Source organism: Nocardia coubleae NBRC 108252, assembly GCF_001612805.1.
Lineage (GTDB): Bacteria > Actinomycetota > Actinomycetes > Mycobacteriales > Mycobacteriaceae > Nocardia > Nocardia coubleae.
In genome coordinates this window covers 240,424-261,014 of sequence record NZ_BDBD01000025.1, presented here as the reverse complement: position 1 = coordinate 261,014, position 20,591 = coordinate 240,424, and the positions used below count along the sequence as shown (strand labels likewise).

Genomic DNA, 20,591 nt, shown 5'->3' with positions numbered 1-20,591 from the left:
TCCTCGCCAGGCCCGAACGGGGCCTCCGCTGACGAGGGTAGCGGCTCGAAATCAGCAGCTTCGGTCTGCGCCCGGAAACTTCCGATCGGTGAGATGATGAGAATCGGTTGATGGAGGTTTGCCAGGCGCCCGAAATGGGTAGCAGGCGCGGTGTGGAGGGGGTGTGGCTCGAATGGCCGAGTCGTTCGTGTGGGTCCAGGCCGGCGACGAAGAATTTGCTCGCGCCAGGCAGTTGGAGCGGGTGTCGCTGTTCGTCGAGCTCAACTTGGACCACGACGAAATCGTCCGGACCCGCGACCTGTTCGGCCAGCTCATCCGGGATCACCGACGCACCCACGGTCTTGCCCGGTTGATCGACCGGTTTCCCGCGCTCACCCTGACCACCCTGATCGGGCATGCGGGTCTGTCCTATGAGCAGGGGAAATACTGGGAGAGTTTCTGGGCGGAACTGGCGATGGAGCGCGAGCAGGAGTTCGAGAACCTGCTGCGGACCAAGCTCACCTCGCTGCTGCGCAAGTTCAAGCTGTGCGAATTCCCGGAGATCAGCAACCAGCAGTACGTGCAGACCATGGCGGTGCATGCCGGAGTCCCGGTGCACTGCCTCAACGACCTGGTCGACGTTATCGAACAGCACATTTCGCTCGGACGTGAACCGAGTGGTGCTGCCGTGTTCGAGTGGCTCACCCAGCCTGGTCTCGAGTACCGGATGAACCACCTCGATGTTCCCGTCCGCAACTTCCTGCAGTTCGGTGGTGAGGCCGCTGTCGACATCGTCGACCGGATCATCGAGTTCGCCGAATACGCCCGCGAGCATCCGGAGGTCGCCAACGACCTCGATCTCGATACCTCGACCACCGGGCTGCCGAGTGTCATGCTCGAAGCGTTGATCGACCGGTTCGAGGAGCGGCCGTTCGGGTCGAGCACTGCCGAGTCCGGTCGGGTCGGTCGATCACGCCGACCGGTGATCGCCTATTCGCGATCCGATGACCAAGTCGTCGTCGAGGTTCCGTTTCCGGACCGGGGCTCCGAATTTCCGTGGTTGGTTTCTTTCGACGGCGACAGCACCGAGGTGTACGCCGAACGAGGTTGGGGCCTGAGTGAAGGCGAGGTGCACCCGCCGACTCGGGTTCGGGTCCCACATCGAGTGCGCGAAGTGGTCCTGCGCCATGACGCCTCCGAAGCGCATCATCGGATTTCCTTGGTGGACAAGGACAATCCGCTCTTGCTGTTCGATCACAACGGCAAACCGATCTCCCGGCATCTCGCCCTGCCGCGTGGCGAGGTGATCGGTGTCCATCCGGCGACCGCGTCGCTGGTCGACGGGCACAGTGGGGCGCCGGTGTCGTTCACGGCCGAAGCTGTCCCCGCGGGCTGGCGCGACTGGCGAGCACGGGTCTACGACCTGGCGGCGGTCGACTCGGTGCGGTTGCGTCGAGATCACCTTCTCGGCCCGGTGCAGCAGGTTCGCCGGGTCGGTGCCGCCCGACTCGATCTAGCCGACCCGGTCGAAGGGGTCTTCACCAGATCGGGCTTGCTGGTGTACAGCGAACGCCCCGCCGTAACGCTGCCCGTCACAGGTGCCGAGCCGGTTGCCTGGCGCGTGCGGGTGCGCCGGTCGGGGACCACCGACTGGCTGGCCGACGACGAATGGGAATCGGATACCGAACTCACCGAGCTCGACCCGTTCGACGGTCTCGCGCCGGGCCTGCTCGGCATGTTCGACATCGTCATCAGTGGGCCACTGGGACAAGACATTCGACACAGCATGTTCATGGTGGAAGGGCTCTCGGTCGAGCACGACAGCATCTTCCGCATACCGACCCCGGACGGATTGTCCCCGGCGGCGACCGCGCTCGAGATCGCGCCGCCGTTGGCCCTCGACCGTGCGTTCGTCGAGTTTCCCAGTGCGCAGCGTGATTCGGAGTTTCGGGTATCAGCAGGGCAGACGGTCGAACGCCTGGTCCTTCGTCCGCCACATATCGAGTTCCGGGTCGACGACATCGGCGCCGCCGCCCGCTGGCGCACGGTCGCGCCGGTGCTGACCGTCGACGATCTCACCGAGCACCTGATCGTGGCGGTTCGGGTCCCCGGCGATGTCGAAGTCGACATCGCACTGTCGGATTCAGTGGGCCGGATTCGGCAGACCGAGGAGCCACAGGTCAACCGCGACAATCTCTTCCAGGTGTCGAGCCGGACCTTTGCCGACACCGCGCGCTCGCTGCGCACCGCGACACTGCTGGCCCGGATAGATACCCCGGACGGTCGGACCACTCAGGTCACCGTGGCCCGTGTGCAGCCGCGCCTGCTGTGCTCAGGAATCCGGTTGGACGGCGGTGTGCTGGTGTTCGAGGGCACCGACAGCGACGACCTCGCCGCGTTCGTCTGGCCGGAGACCGCGCCGTGGCGGCCACCGACACAGGTCGAGATCGTCGAGGGAAAGGCGCGCCTGCCCGCCGAATTCGCCGATGCTGGACCGCTGACCGTGCAGGTTTTCGTCGATGATCCATGGGCGGTGATCACCGCCCCGAGCCGCCCTGACGATACGGCGTACCACGTTCCGCAGCACGGCTGGCTGCAGGATTCGGACCCGGCACGCACAGAGCTGGCGAAATTCCTGGCCGGTGCGGGGAATCCGCCCGTCTCGGGCAGTGCGCTCGCCGAGGTGTGGTCCGCTTACGCGAACTGTTACTCCGACAGCTCGCTGAGCCCGCTGGTTCGCGGTGGACTGCTGCGAGTTCTCGGGGCCGATCCTCGAAGCTCACTCGAGGCGTTGGAACGCAGCGCTCTTCCGCAGGCCCAGCTTCCAGCACTGCTGATCCGTACCGGGCTGGTGGACAAGGATTTCAGTTCGTACTTCCGCCTGGGTAAGCACGCCAATCCGTGGCTCGGCTGTCTGATCGATATCGCCGACCTTCCGAATGTCGTGTTGCAGTCGGCCGAGGAGAGTGCCGAAGCGCTTCGTGCCGACCTGGCCACGCACGGCGGTCCAGCCCTGGTCGAGCTGCTGTCGGGGAAATTGCGGGAGGTCTACACCGGCTACTTCGAGCGAAACACCATCGGGATGCACCGCATGGCGCCGGAGCAGATCGCCGCGCTCAGGGACGCGTGTGAGATCGTGCCCGGGGCGTTGCTTGATCCGGATACCCGAAGGGCTGCGATGTTCGAGGCGTTCGCCCGGCGGCTCGACTGGCAGTCCGATCCGGCCTCGCATGCCATGACCACCCACTCGGCTGCGTTGACGACCCCCTTGCGACGGGCCTCGCCGTGGGTATACGACGTGGTCAAAGCACGCAGTGATGCGCTGACAGGGGTAGACACCAGCGAATTCCCCTGGATGCTGATGTCGATGCAGTCGCTGCTGTTCGCTGTCGTCGCCCGGTTGCGGGCTCGCTCGCTGATGTCGCATCCGGTGTTCACCGCGCCCATGCGGCAGTGCTGGGCCAGGCTGGCCGAATTATGTCCAGGACTGGTCGCTGCCGACCTGCTGATCGCCGATGCGCTCGCGTCCTACGTTTTGCACCACGATGTCATCAACAAGATCGGAGACCATCGGTGACCGACAGGCTGGATCCCCTTGCCGCCAGTGCCGACATCGAAGCAGGCTACAAACGCTATCTGAAAACGTTGCTGGCGCCGCGTGATCCGGCGCTGGCGAGCGCGTTCGACCAGGCGGTGGACGAGACATCGCTGCTCACGAAGGGGCCGATGCTCGAGCTGACGCCCCCGTACGCACCGGGTGCGTCGCTGCGGTCACTGATCTCCGAGGGCGTATTGCACCCCGGCTTCGCAGAGTTCGGCGCAACCATCGAGCTGGACCGGGCGCTGTATGCGCACCAGGAGACAGCCGTTCGCAAGGTGGCGAGTGGCCGCAACCTGGTCGTGAGCACCGGCACTGGTTCGGGTAAGACGGAGAGCTTCCTGCTTCCGATCCTGAACTCTCTCATCGCCGAGAAGTATGCGGGCACACTCGGGCCAGGTGTTCGCGCCTTGCTGCTGTATCCAATGAACGCGCTGGCCAATGACCAGCTCAAACGCTTGCGGGGACTGCTCGCAGCAACCCCGGAGATCACTTTCGGACGCTATACGGGCGAAACCAAACGGCACCGCGCCGCCGCCGAGGCCGGCTACCACGCGATGTTTTCCGGTGCCGAGCGCCTGCCGAACGAGTTGCTCAGCCGAGAGGAGATGCGCGACAGCCCGCCACACATCCTGCTCACCAATTACGCGATGCTGGAGTATCTGCTGCTGCGCCCGCGTGACTTGGAGCTTTTCGATGGAAAGCACCAGGACACTTGGCGATTCATAGCGCTCGACGAGGCTCACGTCTACGACGGCGCGCAGGGATGTGAAGTCGCGCTACTGCTGCGCAGACTCCGGGATCGGGTTGCCGGCGGGCGGTCGCTACAGTGCATCGCCACGTCGGCGTCGTTGTCCGGAACCACGCCCGAAGCCCAGGGGATCGAGGCGACGGCGTTTGCGCAGAAGTTGTTCGACGTCCCGTTCGAGTTCGTGGCCGACGACCCGAGTCGTCAGGATCTGGTGACCGCCACCCGGATGCCCAGCCGTCCACCGGCGACCTGGAAGATCGACGACGACAAGCTGCTGACCCTGGCCGCGCCGGGTGCCGACCTGACCTGGATCGGTACGAAGGTGCCCTCCGGTGACATCGTGGACGCACTGCACAGCGAACGCCGGATCGCCGACCTCGAAAGTTACGCGGCGGCCGGACCCCAAAGCGTCCGTGAGCTCGCCGCGAAGTTGTGGCCGGACGACGCCCAGGCCCCACAGAAGCTCGAAGCCCTCGTCGCACTGGGTTCGAAAATTACCGACGAGACGAAGAAGCCGGTGTTGTCTGCGCGCTACCACCTGTTCGTCCGGGCGACGGAGGGCGCCTTCGTCAGTTTCGACGACAACGGCCCCACTGTCTTGCTCGGCCGTCACGAGGTTGATCCGAATACCGGACGCGCGGTTTTCGAATTCGGTACCTGTCAGCGGTGCGGTGCTGTGCATCTCGCCGGGCAGCGGGAGCTGGTCGACGGCCGCGAGTACTTCCGCCCAGCCAAGGGGGAGAGCAAGGTGAGCTGGTTGGTGGTGACCGACAGCGACACCGGCGACCTCATCGACGAGGATGACGAAACTCTCGACGAGCAGCAGAGCAGCGCCGCAGGCACCGGCACCGGCACGCTGTGCACCGGATGTGGTGCGCGCGGGAGTTGCGCGCCGAAGTGCCCAGGCGGCCGGGTATTGCGGGTCCGGGAGCATCGTGCCGCCGCACGGGTGATGAGCAAGTGCACCGAGTGCGGTGCGCGGTCACGGCAGGTGATCCGGCGGCTGCGGACCGACACGAATGCCGCGCCTGCGGTCATCACGACCGCGCTCTACCAGCATCTTCCGGAAGCTGCGGACGGTACGGCGGATTTCGTCGGCGGCGGGCGGAAACTGTTGATGTTCTCCGACTCGAGGCAGGCAGCGGCCTTCGCCGCTCCCTATCTCGAGCAGACTTATGGCCGGATGCTGGAACGGCGCTACCTCACCGAGGCGCTTGGCCAACCGAAGAATGCCGGTGAGGCCCTGTCACCTGATGACTTGGCTGCTGATGCGAAAGCCATGGCGGTGCGCGCGCAGCACTTCGAGGAACGCGCCACCCGCGCCACGATCATGCGCGCGGTCAACCCCTGGGTGATGGCAGAGCTGATGGCGATGGACCAGCGTCAGTCGCTGGAAGGCCTCGGGCTCATGGCGGTTTCATTGTTCCGGTCCCGAAATGCCGAGATCCCGAAGGGATTCCGCAACCTGGGGCTCAGCGATGACGAAGTATGGGCCTTGCTGAACGAGCTCGTGAAGTCCATCCGGCTGCAGGGCGCGATGAGTCTGCTTCCCGAAGTCGACATCACACTGCCGATCTTCGAGCCTCGTGCCAGCCGGATCCGCATCCGTTCCCGGGATTCGGATCGGGATCGTCGTATCATCAGCTGGCTTCCTGGCGGCAGGCCGGGCACTGCGAACAACCGTATCTTGTTCCTGCGCAAGGTCCTTGCCGAATTGGGCAGGTCGGAACCGGCCGAAAAGGTGCTCGACGCATGCTGGAACTTTCTACTGCAGAACAAGTATTTTCTCGAAGAGAGCGACCGCGTTGCCGGTGTGCTGTACCAGCTGGACCAAGACCAGCTGCGGATCCGTCGTGGTGCCGACTGTGAATGGTTCCAGTGCGGGGCATGCCGCCGGATCACCGTCCACAATGTGCGCGATCTGTGCCCCCAGGGCAATTGTGACGGGCGGCTCGCGCCCCACGCGATTCCGGACCGCGACGAGGACATCAATCACTATCGGACCGCGTACCGGTCGTTGGCCATGTTGCCGCTGTCGGCGCGTGAGCACACCGCGCAATGGGAGGCCACCGCGGCCGCCGACATCCAACGACGATTCATCTCCGGCGAAGTGAATGTCCTGTCGTGCTCCACGACATTCGAGCTCGGGGTCGATGTCGGCGATCTGCAATCGGTGATGTTGCGCAACATGCCGCCGAAAACGGCGAACTACGTGCAGCGGGCAGGTCGGGCCGGGCGTCGCGCCACGTCGGCCGCACTCGTGGTCACCTACGCCAAGCGCAGTTCACACGATCTGTCGAAGTTCCAGAAGCCGGAGTCGATGATCGCCGGAAAGATGCGAATTCCGTGGATTCCCATCGACAACGACCGAATCGGCCGTAGACACGCCCATTCTGTCGCGTTGGCCGCCTATTTTCGTGACTGCTATGACAAGGAGGGCCGCGAGTGGGCCACGGCCGGTGAGTTCTTCACGCCGGAGAATGATGAGACCGAGTCGGCGGCCGCTCGAGTACGCCATTTTCTGACTCCTGTCCCCGATGCTGTTCGAAGCTCCCTACGGGCTGCATTGCCTGCCCACGTGCAGCGTGAGATCGGGGTGGAAACCGACGCCTGGGTCGAACATCTGTGTGCCCAACTCGCCGATGCGGAACACGACATCCGCACGGACATCGCGACTTTCGAAGACCTGATCCAACAGGCCATCGACGCGAAGAACCTGGCGCTCGGCAGTCGTCTGCAGAAGACCCTGCACACTGTCCAAGGTCGCCAGCTGCTCGGATATCTCGCCAACAAGAACGTCCTGCCGAAGTACGGATTTCCCGTCGACACCGTGGAACTGCGCACTACCCATTGCGAAGGTACCGTCGGCGCCAAGCTCGAACTCGCCCGTGACCTCGGGCAGGCGATCTACGACTACGCACCGGGTAACCAGGTGGTCGCGGGCGGCAAGTTGTGGACTTCGCGCGGTCTGCACAAACTGCCGAAACGGGAGCTGGAAACGCTGCAGTACCGCGTATGCAAGGAATGCAATCACTTCGAGTCAGGGCATGTGCTCGACCCGTTGTCGACCTGTCCGAACTGCCGGGCAGAATTCGACGCGACGAAAACCTGTGTTCTGCCGGAGTTCGGCTTCGTCGCCGATCGAAAGCCCGAGGATGTGAAAGCTGAAGCGCCCCAACGAGCATGGTCGGGCGCCAGCTTTGTGGAGACGGTCGGCGAGGGTTCGGAACCGGTTGTCTGGCCATCGAAAGACGATATGCAAGTGTGGGCGCGGTCGGGTACGCGCGCCAAACTCGCTGTGATCGGCGAAGGAGCGGGCAACGGATTCCGGCTGTGTGCTTGGTGCGGCTGGGCCGAGCCGATCAGGTTCGATCGCGCGCCGAGCAAAACACATGAGCGTCCGGCGACCGGTAGTCCGTGTGGTGGACCGCTCGATCAGGTCAACCTGGCCCATCGTTACGAAACCGACGTCGCGGAGTTCACTTTTGCGGACTTCCATTACACAGAGTCGGAAGACAAGTGGTTGTCGGTGCTGTACGCCCTGCTCGAAGGTGCTTCGGAGGCGTTGGAGATCAGCCGCGACGACATCGACGGAACGCTGTCCTGGAGTGCCGACCACCGTCGAAGCATCGTGTTGTTCGACACCGTGCCTGCCGGCGCGGGAGCGTCGAAACAGATTGCCGCGGAACTAGATCGAGTGTTGCGGGTCGCCGCGCAACGGGTCGCCACGTGTGACTGCGGTATCGAGACCTCGTGCTATGGCTGCCTGCGGTCCTACCGCAACGCCAGGTTCCATGATCAGCTGACCAGAGCGGGCGCGCTGGAAGTGTTCCACCAGCTCGGACTGGCACCCGAAGTCACCGATCTGTCGGTCGACAAGGCTCCGGAATCCTGGGACGAGGACCCGCTGTATTCCTCTCAGGCCGTCCGGGACCTCCTCGCGGAGCTGCAGCAGGCCGGTGTTCCCAAGCCCGAGGTCGGGATCGAGGCCGGGCGGGCCTACTGGATGGTCGACATCGTCTGGCCGACGGAGAAGGTGGTTGTCGTCGAGGGCGTGGACGAAGACCGCGATTCCGGCTTGGCGGCCGACGGTTTCCGGGTCGTGCGGGTGGAAGAAGCCGATGTCGACGAGCTGGCGACAATCCTGGTGGGCACGTGAACGCCACGGGGGCAGCGGTTTACGCTGCCCCCGGACCGGCTAGCGATTGAGCAGTTCCGATTGCTGTCCGCTCCAGGTGACGACCAGCTCGTCACGCGCACGACTGGCCGCCACATACAGCAGCGAACGTTCCCGCTGCTGTGCCTCGGCCTGTTCCTCCTCGGGGATTCCGCGCAGCTGTGCCTGCGACGGCACGTGCTCACGATCGACCCCCGCGAGAATGACGCAACGAAATTCCATGCCCTTGGAACGGTGCATCGTGAGTACCTGAACGTGCTCGCCCCCGGCGGGCTCGGCATCGAGCACGGTGGCGTCGACGCCGCGCTCGACCAGTGCACGCACGATCAGGTTCCGTTCGCTCTGACCGCGGGCGAGGACCGCGATGCTTGACGGCGGTATATCGTCGGCGATCCAGTGTTTGATCCGGTCCGCGATCGTCTGCAACTCCTCCATCAACGAACCGCACTCGATCAGCTCCGGGTTCGGGCCGAGCCGTGCACTGGTGTATCCGGCGGTCGACTCCTGGCCTTCTTCGAGATCGCGGTAGTCGGCTCCGGCGAGAATGCTCACCGCGAAATGCAGGTTCTGCGCGGTGGTTCGATAATTGAGCGTGAGCTTGCTCGACCGACCACCGCGGATATTGATGCCGAGCCGGTTCAGCACCACCGGCTGCCCGTAGATGCGCTGATGAGAATCCTCGGCGATGAACAGGTCGTTGGGCCCTTCGGCGACCAGCGCACGCAGCAGCGCCCAATGTGTTGCATGGAGATCCTGTGCTTCGTCGACGATGACGTGGTCGGCCAACGTTTCACCGGTTGTCTGTGCGCGCCACTGCAAATAGGCGGCGGCGACGGCGAGGATCTCAGGGAAGCTGATCCGCCCGCTCGCCCTGCCCTGTTTCCTGAACTGTTCGACGATTTTCCACACCGCGACGCGCTGCGGTCGAGTCAATCGCACACCGCGACCGGCGCGGGGAACCTTGAGGTACTCCTCGAGCGCGGTCACTCGATTGCCGAGCACCACACTGATGTATTCGGTGGATAGAAAGCCCGCGTGCAGCAGCCGGGGATCCAGCGAACTGCCCGCGACGGCATCGGACCAACCGATATCCGGGTTGGCACGCACCCCGATCCGGGTTGGAGTTCCAGGACCGAATACTGCGGCGAATGCCGCGTCGAGGTCTTTGCGACGGCTGAGGATCGCCGACGCGAGACTGTCGATGCCTGCCACGTAGACGCCCGGATCTCCTGGCTTTGCCGCGATGGTGATATTCGGGTCCAGGGCCAGCAGGTCGTCCTGCATGGCCTTGGCCAGTGTCTTGTTGTAGGTGGTGACAATGATCCGGGCAGCGGGATTCTGGGCCGCGAGATGCCGCGCACGATGCAGCGCGACCACCGTTTTCCCAGTACCGGCCCCGCCCGAGAGCCGGAACGCACCGCGGTGGTCCTTCTCGACGAACCGGCGCTGATTGGGATGCAGGAAGGTACGCCAGGCCTTGAAATCGCCCTCTTCGATGACACGGCGCAGTTCGTCGTTGTCGTCGACGAGAGTGAATTGCATCTTGGTCGCGGGATGTTCCAGCGCGGCGAGGATCTGCTCGTTCTCGTCGAGAGAGTGGTCGACCGGCTGCTCGGTGAAACCGAGGGCGTCACGGATGTCGTCGACGGCCCGGCCCACAGCCAATTCGAGCACGGCATTCTGCTGCCAGGCGACCTCGGTGCTCTGCGCGACCGAGAAGACCGCGTCCTGATCCGGGGCGGCCAGCACCTGGGCGGCGAGTTCGGCCTCCAGGCCGAGGCGGTCGGTGAGTTCGGTGAGGGTGTAGCCGGCGTTGGCGAGGTATCCAGCCGTTGGTTCGGCCGCGAGCGCTGCCGCCAGCACCCCGCCCGGGTCGGGGATCACAGTCCGCTTCTTACGGTCGGCGTTACCGTCGAGCTGACCGACGATCCCCTCGAGAACGCCGTTGATCGGATTCACCCGCAGTGTGGACTTCTCGGCGAGCTTGTTCGCCACGTCGTGTTTCCACGTGCCGAGGTAGATGTAGGTCGCCTCACCGAACCGGTCGTCGATGCGGAACATGATGGCGCGGTAGTTGAGGTCGACCCGTCCGGTGCGTACCCGCGGGTCGACCGCGCCCTTCAACGGCTCGATGTGCAGGCCGGGTGCGGTGTCGTCCGCGCAGACCTTCTTGAAGTAGTCGTAGACCTTGGCTTTGATCGATCCGTCGAGCTTCGGCATCGACTTCGTGTTCTGAGCCAGCACAACATTGGCCATTACAGCGCCCCTTCGGTCAGCTGGTTGAACTCCTGAGCCGCAGCGAAATCGGAGTCGTCGATGCCGATGAGCGCGTCGACGAATTCCTGCCCGATGGCCAGCGGCGCCGATGCTGCGAACGTCTGGTTGGTCAAGGTGACCGGCGGAGCGGTGAGCTGCTCGCGCGCGAGTAACTGCTGAGCAGTTGCCTGAACCTTTCGCGCGACTTTGGATTGCCAGGCGGTGAGGGGCCTGGCGAATTCGATGGTGACGGTGATCAGCGATTGGGCGCCCGACTCACGCACGGTGATCTTGCTGCCGTTGCCGGTGACACCGGACTGCACTTCGACCGCCGAAGCCGACCGCGTGCTCGGAGCAACCGGCCCTGACACTCCACGTGGCGGCACGACGGCTGGTGGCCCGGTGAGCGCATCGCCGGAGAGTTCGTGAGCCTTTTGCGCGCGCAAGGACAGCGTGGCCGAAACAGCCGACGCAGTGAGCATCGCCCGGGCGGCGGTGACCCATCCGCGTGCGCCGAAATGGTCGATCGCGGGGAGGTACTTCTCGCTCATGGCAGGGGAGAGCTGCCCGACACGGTCACTGTCGATGCGCACCTCGACCACACGTTTCGTCGAACGCGCGCTCGCTTGATCCACGGCGACCAGGCTGACGATGACAGGCCGTTCGCCACCATCGGTGTGGAAGCGGGTCAGGACATCGGTGTGCTCGCTGGTCCTGAGTACCTGTACCGCGCTGCCCTCGGGCAGCATTGTGTACGGCACGACCGGTGGGTCGTTGAGCGGAAACATCGTTTCCGGGCTCGCCACGTAGAGATGGACATCGGTGCTGAGCCGTCGTTGCTCGCGCCCGTGATCGTCCCACTCGGAGTACTCACGTGCCCATATCCGGCCCTGCGCGACGGGGATGTACCCGCGGTTCATCAACTCGAGCAACGGACGGTGGTAGCGGATGGCGTCCTCGCGCGGGAGGTAGCCGATCGTCTGATTCGCGAAGCGAACCGCGACAGCGTTGCGGTCGTACGGGTTGTCCGGTTCCGGTACGAGCTCGACCGTGCGGCGGGTTTCGGTTCCGCGCGGATCGAAGTCGTCGCCGAGCATTCCGAGGAAGTTCGGCAGATACGACTGGGTGCCGACGACGTCCTGCGCGGCCCAGCCACGACTGGTCGTCCACAGTGAGTAGGGCTGGCGAGGTGCCGCTGGGGGATTCATCTGTTGCTCCGGGTGTGCAGGTGGTATTCGACGATTCAGGTGTTCGCCAGCAGTTCCGAACGGCGCCCGTTCCATGTCACCACCAGCTGGTCGCGCGCGCGGCTAGCCGCCACATACAGCAGGGACCGCTCCCGTAGCTCGGCCTCGCCCCGTTCCTCTTCCGGTGCTTCGTTCAGCACAGATTTCGCGGGCACGTGCGCGTCGTCGACTCCGGCCAGGATCACCTTGGCGAACTCCATACCCTTGGACCGGTGCATGGTCAGCACCTGCACATGCCCAGGTCCGGCGGGGTTGTCGTCGAGCACCCGGGCTTCGATGCCGCGTTCCCCGAGGGCGCGCACGAACTGGCTCCGGTCGTTCTTTCCCCGGGTGAGCAGAGCGATGTTCGAGGGCTCCTCGCCCCCGTCGAGCCACTGCCGAACCCGCCCGGCGACCTGCTCGAGCTCAGCTGCCAGCGAATCACAGGCCAGCAGCATCGGTTCGGGCCCGGTTCGAGCACTGCGATATCCGTGCGTGGACTCCTCGGCCTCTTCGAGGTCGTGATACTCGCCGCCGGAGAGGATGTCGATGGCGAACCGCAAATTCTGTGCCGTCGTACGGTAATTCAACGTGAGCCGCCGTGAGCGGCCGACAATTTTCACCCCGAGCCGACCGAGCACCACCGGTTGCCCGAAGATCCGCTGATGGGAGTCCTCGGCGATGAAAAGGTCGTCCGGCCCCTCCGCGACAAGAGCGCGCAGCATCGCCCAGTGGGTGGCGTGCAGGTCTTGGGCTTCGTCGATGATGACGTGGTCGGCAATGAATTCACCTGCGGCGCTGCGCTGCCGCAGGTATTCGGCCGCCAACGCGAGCACTTCGGGAAAGCTGACGGTTCCATCCATCCGGCTGCGGCGGCGGAACGCCTCCATCAGTTTCCAGACGGCGATGCGCTGCGCACGGTTGAGCCGTACACCACGCCCGGCGCGCGCGACCTTCGCGTACTCGGCGACGGTGGTCACTTTGTTGGCGAGTACCACCGCGGTGTACTCGCTCTCCAGGAAACCGGGCGTTACCAGGCGTGAATCCAGATCTGTCTCAACAGTTCTGGTGATCTCGCGCCAGACCTTGCCGGTATCGGTGCGACGAGGCGGCAGCGACGTCGCGCTCCCGAGAACCGTCGCGAAGATCGGAGCGAGATCGCCTGCCCGTGCCAGTACATCGCTGGCCAGCTTGTCGACACCATCGATGTAGATGCCGACCTCGCCGGGCTTGCTCGCGATCTGCACGCCCGGATCCAGTGCCTCGAGATCGGCCTGTAGCTGGCGCGCGAGCGTCCGGTTGAAGGTGGTGAGGACGACGCGGGCATTCGGGTTGCGCCGCCAGAGATTGCGCGCGCGGTGCAACGCCACCACGGTCTTGCCGGTTCCCGCACCGCCCGACAGCCGGAAGGCGCCGTTGTACCGCTTTTCCGCGTACGCACGTTGTTCGGGATGCAGGAAGGTGCGCCATGCGGCGAAACTGCCGCCCTCGATCACGCGACGCAGTTCCTCGGTGTTGTCACCGATGTAGGCGAACCGGATCTTCGACGCCGGGTGCTCGAGCGCCTGCAGGATCTGCTCGTCCTCGCCGAGAGTCGGGTCGACCGGATTCTCCGTGAGTCGGAGCTTGGCGCGAATCTCATCGATGCTTGTGCCACAGGCCAATTCGAGGACCGCGTCCCCCTGCCACCCATCGATCTCCGCGGCGATCTCGTTGATCACATGGTCGTCGGAAGCCGCAAGCACTCGTTCGGCGAGTTTCGCGTCCAAGCCGAGGTCGTCGGTGAGCTGGGTGGTGGTGAAGCCGAGGTCGGCGAGGTACCCGGGCTTCACGGCCGGTTTCGGCTGCTGGGTCGGCGCAGGTTCTTCGGTGTCGGCGATGATGAGCTCGAGGACGCCGTTGACCGGGTTCACCTTCAGTCCCGCCCGGGGTGCGAGCTCGGCGGCGGTAGCGTCCGGCCACGCACCCATGTAGACGTAGGATCCCTCCCCACCCGCGGGCGCTACGTAGAACAGAATCGCACTGTGCCCCAGGCCGATTCGTCCGAGCCGCACGCGCTCGTCCGTGGCTCCGGGAACTTCCTCGATGAGTGTGGACGCGGCAGGTTCGTCATCCTGCACGCTGTAGAGGAAATCGTGCGCGCGCCGTTTGATCGCACCTTCGAGCTCGTCCGCGGACCCGCTGGTCTTGGTCATGATGACGTGCGCCATCACATCACCCCGTTCGTTTGCAGTGCTCGGACGAGTTCCGCCGGATCGGCTGGGCAGATCTTCCAGCCTTGTTCGGTCATCGTATTGGCCGCCTCGGGCTCCGCGAGGAGAACTCCGAGACGGACGTCGGGCCAGCCCATGTCGATCACGTCACCACGGTCGGTCTCCACACCGAGCACCGGCACCGGGACGCCTGCCGCGGCCAGAGCGAGGACGAGTTCGCGTTCGGCATCGGAAACGGTGTCGTCGTAGAGCACCTGCCAGTCGGGCGTGAGCTCGGCGCTGCCTGCGTCCGGTCCCCGCTCCGGCACGGTGGAGTTCGCCTGGAGCAGGGTTCGGGTGGTGATCACGTGGTCGGCCAGTCCGAACCAGTTGGACAAGCGCAACCACTCCTTCCACGCGCGACCGCCGTCGAGTTCGAGCTTCTCGTCCCGGTCATCGAGCGCGAGCACCGCGTCCAGCGTCTTCATGCCCTTGTTCGTGGCGGCGGTGATGGTCAACGGGCCGTCGCTGTAGGACCAGCAGTTGTACTCGCCGTCCGCCGGAGTCGAAGCGGTCCCGTCGAGGAGGTCGAGCGCCCAGCTCGCGATGGCGTCGGCGTCGCCCTGGTGGCGGCCGTTGAGGAGGAACATCAGCGGAAGCCATCGCCCCACTGCTTCCCATGGCTCGCGTTCAGGCTCGAGCATGTACTCGATCAGCTGGGTGATCGGGTCGGCATGCAGCAACTTGAACAGTTTCGGCTTCAAGTTGCCGTGTTTGCGGGTCGGGCCTTCCAGCTTTTCGGTGAACCAGGTCGGCTTTTCCGTCCGCGCGGCTCGAAAGCGCTCGAGATCATCGTGGGAGAACGACCAGACCACCACGCCGCCGGAGCGCAGGATCTCACGTTTGTGGGCGTCGTCGGCCACTCGGTTGTGCTCGGGTGTCGCGTGGTAGCGGCGACCGTCGGCGAACACGGCGATGAGGGGGATATCGGGATCGCTGGTGCGCAGCTGGAAGTCGGGTTGGCTGTTGCCCATCAGCACTTGTGGCTCGAGCTGCCAGGTCCGGATCTTGGTGCCGGGCAGTTTGATCGTTGCGGTCGGGCCGTAGGTGCCCGGTTTTTCGGTGACCGTGGCGCCCATGGTGGTGAGCCGCTCGGTGAACGCGCGGTAGAACTCGCGTTCCAACGGCGACTCGGCGCTGCCTTTCGGTACCGCGGTTTCTTCGGTGACCGAGTCCAGCCAGCTTTTCGCGTCCGGCTCGCCGTCGCGGCATGCGAGCAGATCATCGAGCACCTTGGCAGCCGTGATCCGGGAAACCTTGTCGAGTTCCCGTGGCGGTGCGAACGGCAGCAGGCATTTGTGGCAGGCGAGCCGGTCGGTGCAGTAGCAGTTCTTGACCACTGTGCGGGCCGCCGCAAGTACCTCCCACACTTGACGTGGGTTGGCGAAGTCGGCCAGATAGCCGGTGCCACCGGGCACGGTGTCGTGGATGAGCAGGGCCCGCTGGTTCGGGTTGTGGAGGGCGTCGGTGATTGCGGCGACATCGAGATGTTCCGGGGAGCCACCGATCACCTGTCGCAGGCCGAGCAGGATCGCAGCGCTGAGGCTCGGATGGGCGAACGAGTCGTATTCGAGCCAGCTCGGCAGGTGCAGCAGCACAGCCTGGGTGCGTAGTGTCCGAGCCAGCGCGATCTCGCGAACGTGCTTCTCGTCATCGGCTTTGCGATACCGGCACCAGCTGCGGTGCTCATGTGGCTCGTTCCTGCCCGCCACCTTGTCGAGCTGCCCGCAACCGGAACACACGCGGAACAGCGAACCCGTGGTCGTGTTGCCCGCAATGGTTCGCTTGCCGCCCTGCGAGTTTCGCCTGCCCATGTTCAGCCAGCGAATGTCCATGCGCCGCAAGTACTCCGCGCCGAAGTCCTGCTCGGCGACGAACCACCGTTTGGTGACGTTGTCGGGGTCGATATCGGCTGCGGCCAAGACCGTGAACGATTCCTTGCGCCGTTCGTCACGGATGTCGTTGATCGCCGCCTCGTCGCGTCGCACCTCGGCGGATACCTTGGCCATCTCTACCACTTGAAGCTGTTGGCTCACGTCCGCGATTGCGCTGGTGTGGCATCGAGGGCACTGATTCGGTGGGGGTGTCGGGTCTGCGGTGTGGGTGATGCCTGCCCAGCCGCAGGACGGGCACAGCCGCCAGATCTGAATCGCGGATTCGCCCGCGCCGAGATCGATCGCGTCGATTTCCACGGCCAGCCCCTGCGCGTAGAAGGTCGCGCCAGGAGCCAGCTCGGTGAGTGCGACCCGAGAGCCGCGCTGGTAACTCGCTGTGTCCTCGGCGTATTGATTGGTGTCGGGATCGATCCAGGTGATGCCGACATCCAGCAGCACCGCGTCGTCGAGCAGCGTGTAGTTGGGCAGCACGCCGTACCGTTCGAGAACGCCGACCCAATGTTCAGTTGTCAGCGCGCTGATCGACTTCGACAACAGACGCAACGTGCCTCGGGCCGTGCGCAAATCACGCTTGTCGTCGTCGGTGGCGGCAGGGGAGTTGGCACGCTGTTCGAAGTCGGGAATGGCCGCGTCCACTGCCGTTCGCCGGTGCCGCAACTCGTTCACGTCTCGATTCCAGCGATGCACGGCGTCGCGCAGCAATGCACCGAGGCCGCTGTGCTCGCCGAGCCCGGGCGGGGTCGCCCAGTCGCGGAGGTTCGCTGCGGTTTCCGTCCGGAGCAGATCGCCGAACTGCCCGAGGAATTCGTCGACCAACAGGTCGGCGTCGTCGTCAGCGGTCTCGATGAGGGTGCCCATCCAGGTACCGGAGTCGAAACTCGACAGCACGTTGGTCGCGTTGCCGGGATCTTCGGCTCCCGCACGCCGCGCGAGCCGGTCGATGATGTGCGCGATGTACTGGCGCTGCAGGATTTCCTCCGCGGTGAGGAAGGTTGCCGGGGGACGCACCTCCCCTTGGATCACCGACGTCGGGTCACCGAGTTTCGGCAGGTGCTCGCCGCGTCCGCGGACGAAGGCGAGCGCGAGTGAGTTGCCCGTGAGGCGTCCTGCGCGGCCGACTCGCTGGAGATACGACGACACCGTTCGCGGCATGGAGCCCAGCATCACCGTCGACAGGTCGCCGATGTCGATACCCATCTCCAAAGTCGGCGTCGCGACCAGCACGTTCGGTGCGGTGGGATCGCTGGCCGTGGCCTTGAATTTGTTCTCGTACTCGAGCCGTGTCGCGGTGGGAAGCAAGGAGGTGTGTTCACGCGCGACCACCCGCTTCATCTCCGAGTTGTCGTAGAGGTCGCGGTAGAAGTTGTTGTGTTTGGCGGCCCGTGCCAGCCTGCCCGGGCATCGGGTCAACAGGCAGGGAGCACCGTCGAGCTGGTCGACGACGGCCGCGCTGCCCGGCGTGGGCGTCTGGCAGACATCGCAGACGAGCAGGTACCGCATCCCGGTGAGCCCGGCCGGGTCGGGGATACCCACCAGGACCGAGTCGTGCGTCAAAAGATAAGCAGTCAGCGACTTCTCGGTGTTCTCGGTGATCACCACGCGTTCTTCGGCGAACACTTCGAACAGCGCGCGTGCCAGTGATCCACCCTCGATGGGCGAGACGTTCAGGCAGCGCGAAGCCCAACGGGCGTACCACGAGGCGGAGACGGTGATCGGGTCGAAGCCGTCAGGGATGGTCCGGCCGCCGAGCGCCGGGAAGGCCGGTGCGGGGCGTCCCTTGGGGAAGGCGGGCATGCCCTGGCCCTTGGGGCGGCCACCCCACACCCAGCGTCGGTTCGCGTCGCGCTGAACGTATTTCGTCAACCAATCGTGGGCGATCGCGCCACGGGTGCGCATGCGTTCGGCGACACCACGAACCCACTGGGTCACCGCGGCCTCGTCGGGCTCGGAAAAGGCGAGTTGATGTTCTGTTCGCTTCAGCGCGTCGGCGCCCAGCTGCGCGACGCGCCGGGGAGAGCCGAGATCCACCTCCGAAACCACACTGCCGGTGAGCTCGAGCGTACGACCGAGGCGAGACTGCAGGCCGAACTCGAGGTCGATATCGAATTGCAGGCGCCGGGCAACAGTCCTGGCCGCCTTCCGTCGAGCCTGGGCGGTGCTGTCGGGGTCCCAGAACGGAGCGAACTCGTCACGCTCGACGATGTCGGGCGCGAGGAGGTGATAGCGCCGTCGCGCGTCTTCACCTGCCCGGTCGAGTACCGCATCGCAGAGCTCGGCGAGGGTGAGCATCTGCTCGCCACTCACCTTGTCGCCCAGGGCATTCCGCAGGGTCGAGCGGAGGCTGAGGGTGTGCGACCTGGCCTGGACGAAACCGGCACGGTGGGCGGCGTCTTGGACGCTGTCGGTGAAGACGAGGGCCTTCTTTTCGCCGTCGGCCAGTTTCGCGTCACCGAACAGGTTCGACAGCGCCACCGACAACTGGGTGGCGATCGCGCTGCCGAGGAAGCGGATGCCGTCGTCGGCACCACACGCCGGGCACACGTCCCTACGCGAATTCTCGTCCGCCTCAGGGCCTTTCAGGAATAAGACCGGCAGCACCCGCCCGTCGAGTACCTCATCGCTGTCGGCATCGGGTCGTTCGTCGACGATCTCCCGGTCGTCGACGCGGAACCAGCGCAATCCCTCGACCGGAGTGTCGATTTCGGCCTCGGCGGGCGCGGAGATCAGCGCTCGGAACCGTGGACCACCGGTCGCGTGGTAGCTGCGCACGTCTTCGTCACCGGCATCCAAGGTGTGGCCGGTCGGTCCCAGCCGAACACCCCAGCCCGACCGACCGCAATGCCGGCAGTAGAGCGAGGGGTAGTAGTCGACGGTGGTTCCGTCGAGTTTTCCGTCGTCCGGCCAGCGGAACTGCGGGGTCACCGCGGCCGCACGATCGATCCGGGACAGCTCCCGAAGCCACAGGTGCACATCGACATTCAGTGCCGACCGTCCGACCTCGGCGCGCACGTGCGAGAGCGCGGCGAGGAGATAGCCGACGTAGCGCTCGCGGTTCGCGAGGCCACGGGTGAGGTCGCGTTCGCCGGTCTGGGCGGGCAGAACGGTGGCGGCCAATGTCGCGGTCGAGATGGCGTCGATCGCACTACGCAGGACCCGCGCGAAGGTTCCGTGCCGTTTGATCAGATCGAGCATCTCGGATTCGTCGAGCTTGTGCAGGCTCGCGGTGATCCGCTCGTGGGTGTCGTCGACGTCGGAGGTGTGCCGGAACAGCGTGGCGAGTACCGCCGCCGTGAGTCGCTTGTTCGTCACGGTTTGTGCTGTGGTGCGGTCGAGTTCGGCAAGGGCCTGATCGATCACCGGCTCGACTGGTGAGAATGTGCGATCCAGGTCGCGACGGCGCTGCGCGAGCCAGTCCTCGGTATCGAGCCGCGTTTCGCCGATCAGGGTCTCGGGTGTGAACGTCTCGCCGAAAACGGTTTTCGCGAAGTCGAGCATAGACGTCGGCGATCCTTTGGACCCCAGCGTCGCGGAGGTGGCAACCGGCGTGATCTTCCCGAGGGGCCGCGCCCGATCTGCTTCTGTGACAGGGGAACCGGCGTTCCAGTGTGATTTGACGGTCAGACCGAGCCGTCGCAGCAGCATCGCCACATCCGTGCCCTGCGCACCGTCATAGGTGTGGAACTCGTCGAGCACCACGTACTGCAGCGAGTCCGCCGACTGCCGCCATATCGCCGCCCGGTCCGGCCGCAGCAGCATGTGGTCGAGCATCTTGTAGTTGGTGAGCAGGATGTCGGGCGGCGAATCGTGCATCAGCCGGCGATCGGTGATCAGCCCCGCCTCCGACACCATCGTGCGGCCGCCGGAGGACTGCTCACCCGTGTACAGACCCGCCGTGATGCCGGACAGCTCGGAATGCTCGGTGATCATCTTCGCCAGTCGTTGCTCCTGGTCGTTGGCCAGGGCATTCATCGGATAGATGATCAAAGCCTTCATCCCGACCACGCCTGCCTTCTTGGCCCGCAGCACATGGTCGAGGATGGGAATGAGGAACGACTCGGTCTTACCGGACCCGGTGCCCGTGGTGACCAGAGTGGGCAGCGGCCGGCGTTGAAACTTCGTCGACAGCCGTTCGAACGCGGCGGCCTGATGACCGTATGGTTCGAAATACTTCGGCCACCAGTCCAGGTGCATGCCCCAGTTGCCGCGCGCCGGGGCGAAAGGCAGCCGCAAGCGCACATACGGACCCTTGAAAAGTCCGTCCGCGGGATCACCGATGAAGTCGGTCAGCGCACCCTGGGTGTCCGGATCGGTCAGCGCGAAGGTGGTGGTCAGGTAGTCGGTCAACCCTTCCCTCAGCCGTTCGGCCTGCAGTGTCGGAAGCAGCGCCCCCACGTGTGTGCTCCTCATCGTGCGTGACCGGCATGCGGTTCGGTCGGGTGTCGACCTGTGTTCATCTG

6 protein-coding genes are annotated in these 20,591 nt (G+C 65.0%); 2 read left to right on the top strand and 4 right to left on the bottom strand.

The genetic code is table 11. The features are described 5' to 3' along the window. Positions 1 to 172: 172 nt before the first annotated feature. Together NCO8_RS26220 and NCO8_RS26215 are read left to right on the top strand one after the other, a co-directional pair. Positions 173 to 3,556, top strand: coding sequence for a hypothetical protein (locus NCO8_RS26220; protein ID WP_067643198.1), 3,384 nt, complete (start codon positions 173 to 175; stop codon positions 3,554 to 3,556). Next, a complete protein-coding gene (locus tag NCO8_RS26215; protein ID WP_210740871.1) occupies positions 3,457 to 8,487 on the top strand; it encodes a DEAD/DEAH box helicase in 5,031 nt (1,676 codons plus the stop codon). Before NCO8_RS26220 ends, NCO8_RS26215 begins: the two co-directional genes overlap by 100 nt. A gap of 39 nt (positions 8,488 to 8,526) precedes the next feature. Here the strand turns inward: NCO8_RS26215 and NCO8_RS26210 are convergent, their stop codons facing one another. Genes NCO8_RS26210 through NCO8_RS26195 form a run of 4 tightly spaced genes read right to left on the bottom strand, consistent with a single transcriptional unit; the run spans position 8,527 to position 20,526 of the window. After that, the gene (locus NCO8_RS26210) at positions 8,527 to 10,761 is read right to left on the bottom strand and encodes a 3'-5' exonuclease (protein WP_067643190.1); all 2,235 of its coding nucleotides are present in this window, start codon (positions 10,759 to 10,761) and stop codon (positions 8,527 to 8,529) included. Then, positions 10,761 to 11,969: an HIRAN domain-containing protein gene (locus NCO8_RS26205; RefSeq protein WP_067643187.1), complete on the bottom strand. Its 1,209-nt coding sequence runs from the start codon at positions 11,967 to 11,969 to the stop codon at positions 10,761 to 10,763. Before NCO8_RS26205 ends, NCO8_RS26210 begins: the two co-directional genes overlap by 1 nt. Positions 11,970 to 12,004: 35 nt before the next feature. After that, positions 12,005 to 14,197: a 3'-5' exonuclease gene (locus NCO8_RS26200; RefSeq protein ID WP_067643183.1), complete on the bottom strand. Its 2,193-nt coding sequence runs from the start codon at positions 14,195 to 14,197 to the stop codon at positions 12,005 to 12,007. Next, positions 14,197 to 20,526: a DEAD/DEAH box helicase gene (locus tag NCO8_RS26195; protein ID WP_067643181.1), complete on the bottom strand. Its 6,330-nt coding sequence runs from the start codon at positions 20,524 to 20,526 to the stop codon at positions 14,197 to 14,199. Before NCO8_RS26195 ends, NCO8_RS26200 begins: the two co-directional genes overlap by 1 nt. Positions 20,527 to 20,591 lie beyond the last annotated feature (65 nt).

Coding starts and splice junctions, on each gene's coding strand:
- NCO8_RS26215 (WP_210740871.1), top strand. CDS start 3,457: ATGTCCAGGACTGGTCGCTGCCGACCTGCTGATCGCCGATGCGCTCGC.
- NCO8_RS26200 (WP_067643183.1), bottom strand. CDS start 14,197: ATGGCGCACGTCATCATGACCAAGACCAGCGGGTCCGCGGACGAGCTC.
- NCO8_RS26220 (WP_067643198.1), top strand. CDS start 173: ATGGCCGAGTCGTTCGTGTGGGTCCAGGCCGGCGACGAAGAATTTGCT.
- NCO8_RS26205 (WP_067643187.1), bottom strand. CDS start 11,969: ATGAATCCCCCAGCGGCACCTCGCCAGCCCTACTCACTGTGGACGACC.
- NCO8_RS26210 (WP_067643190.1), bottom strand. CDS start 10,761: ATGGCCAATGTTGTGCTGGCTCAGAACACGAAGTCGATGCCGAAGCTC.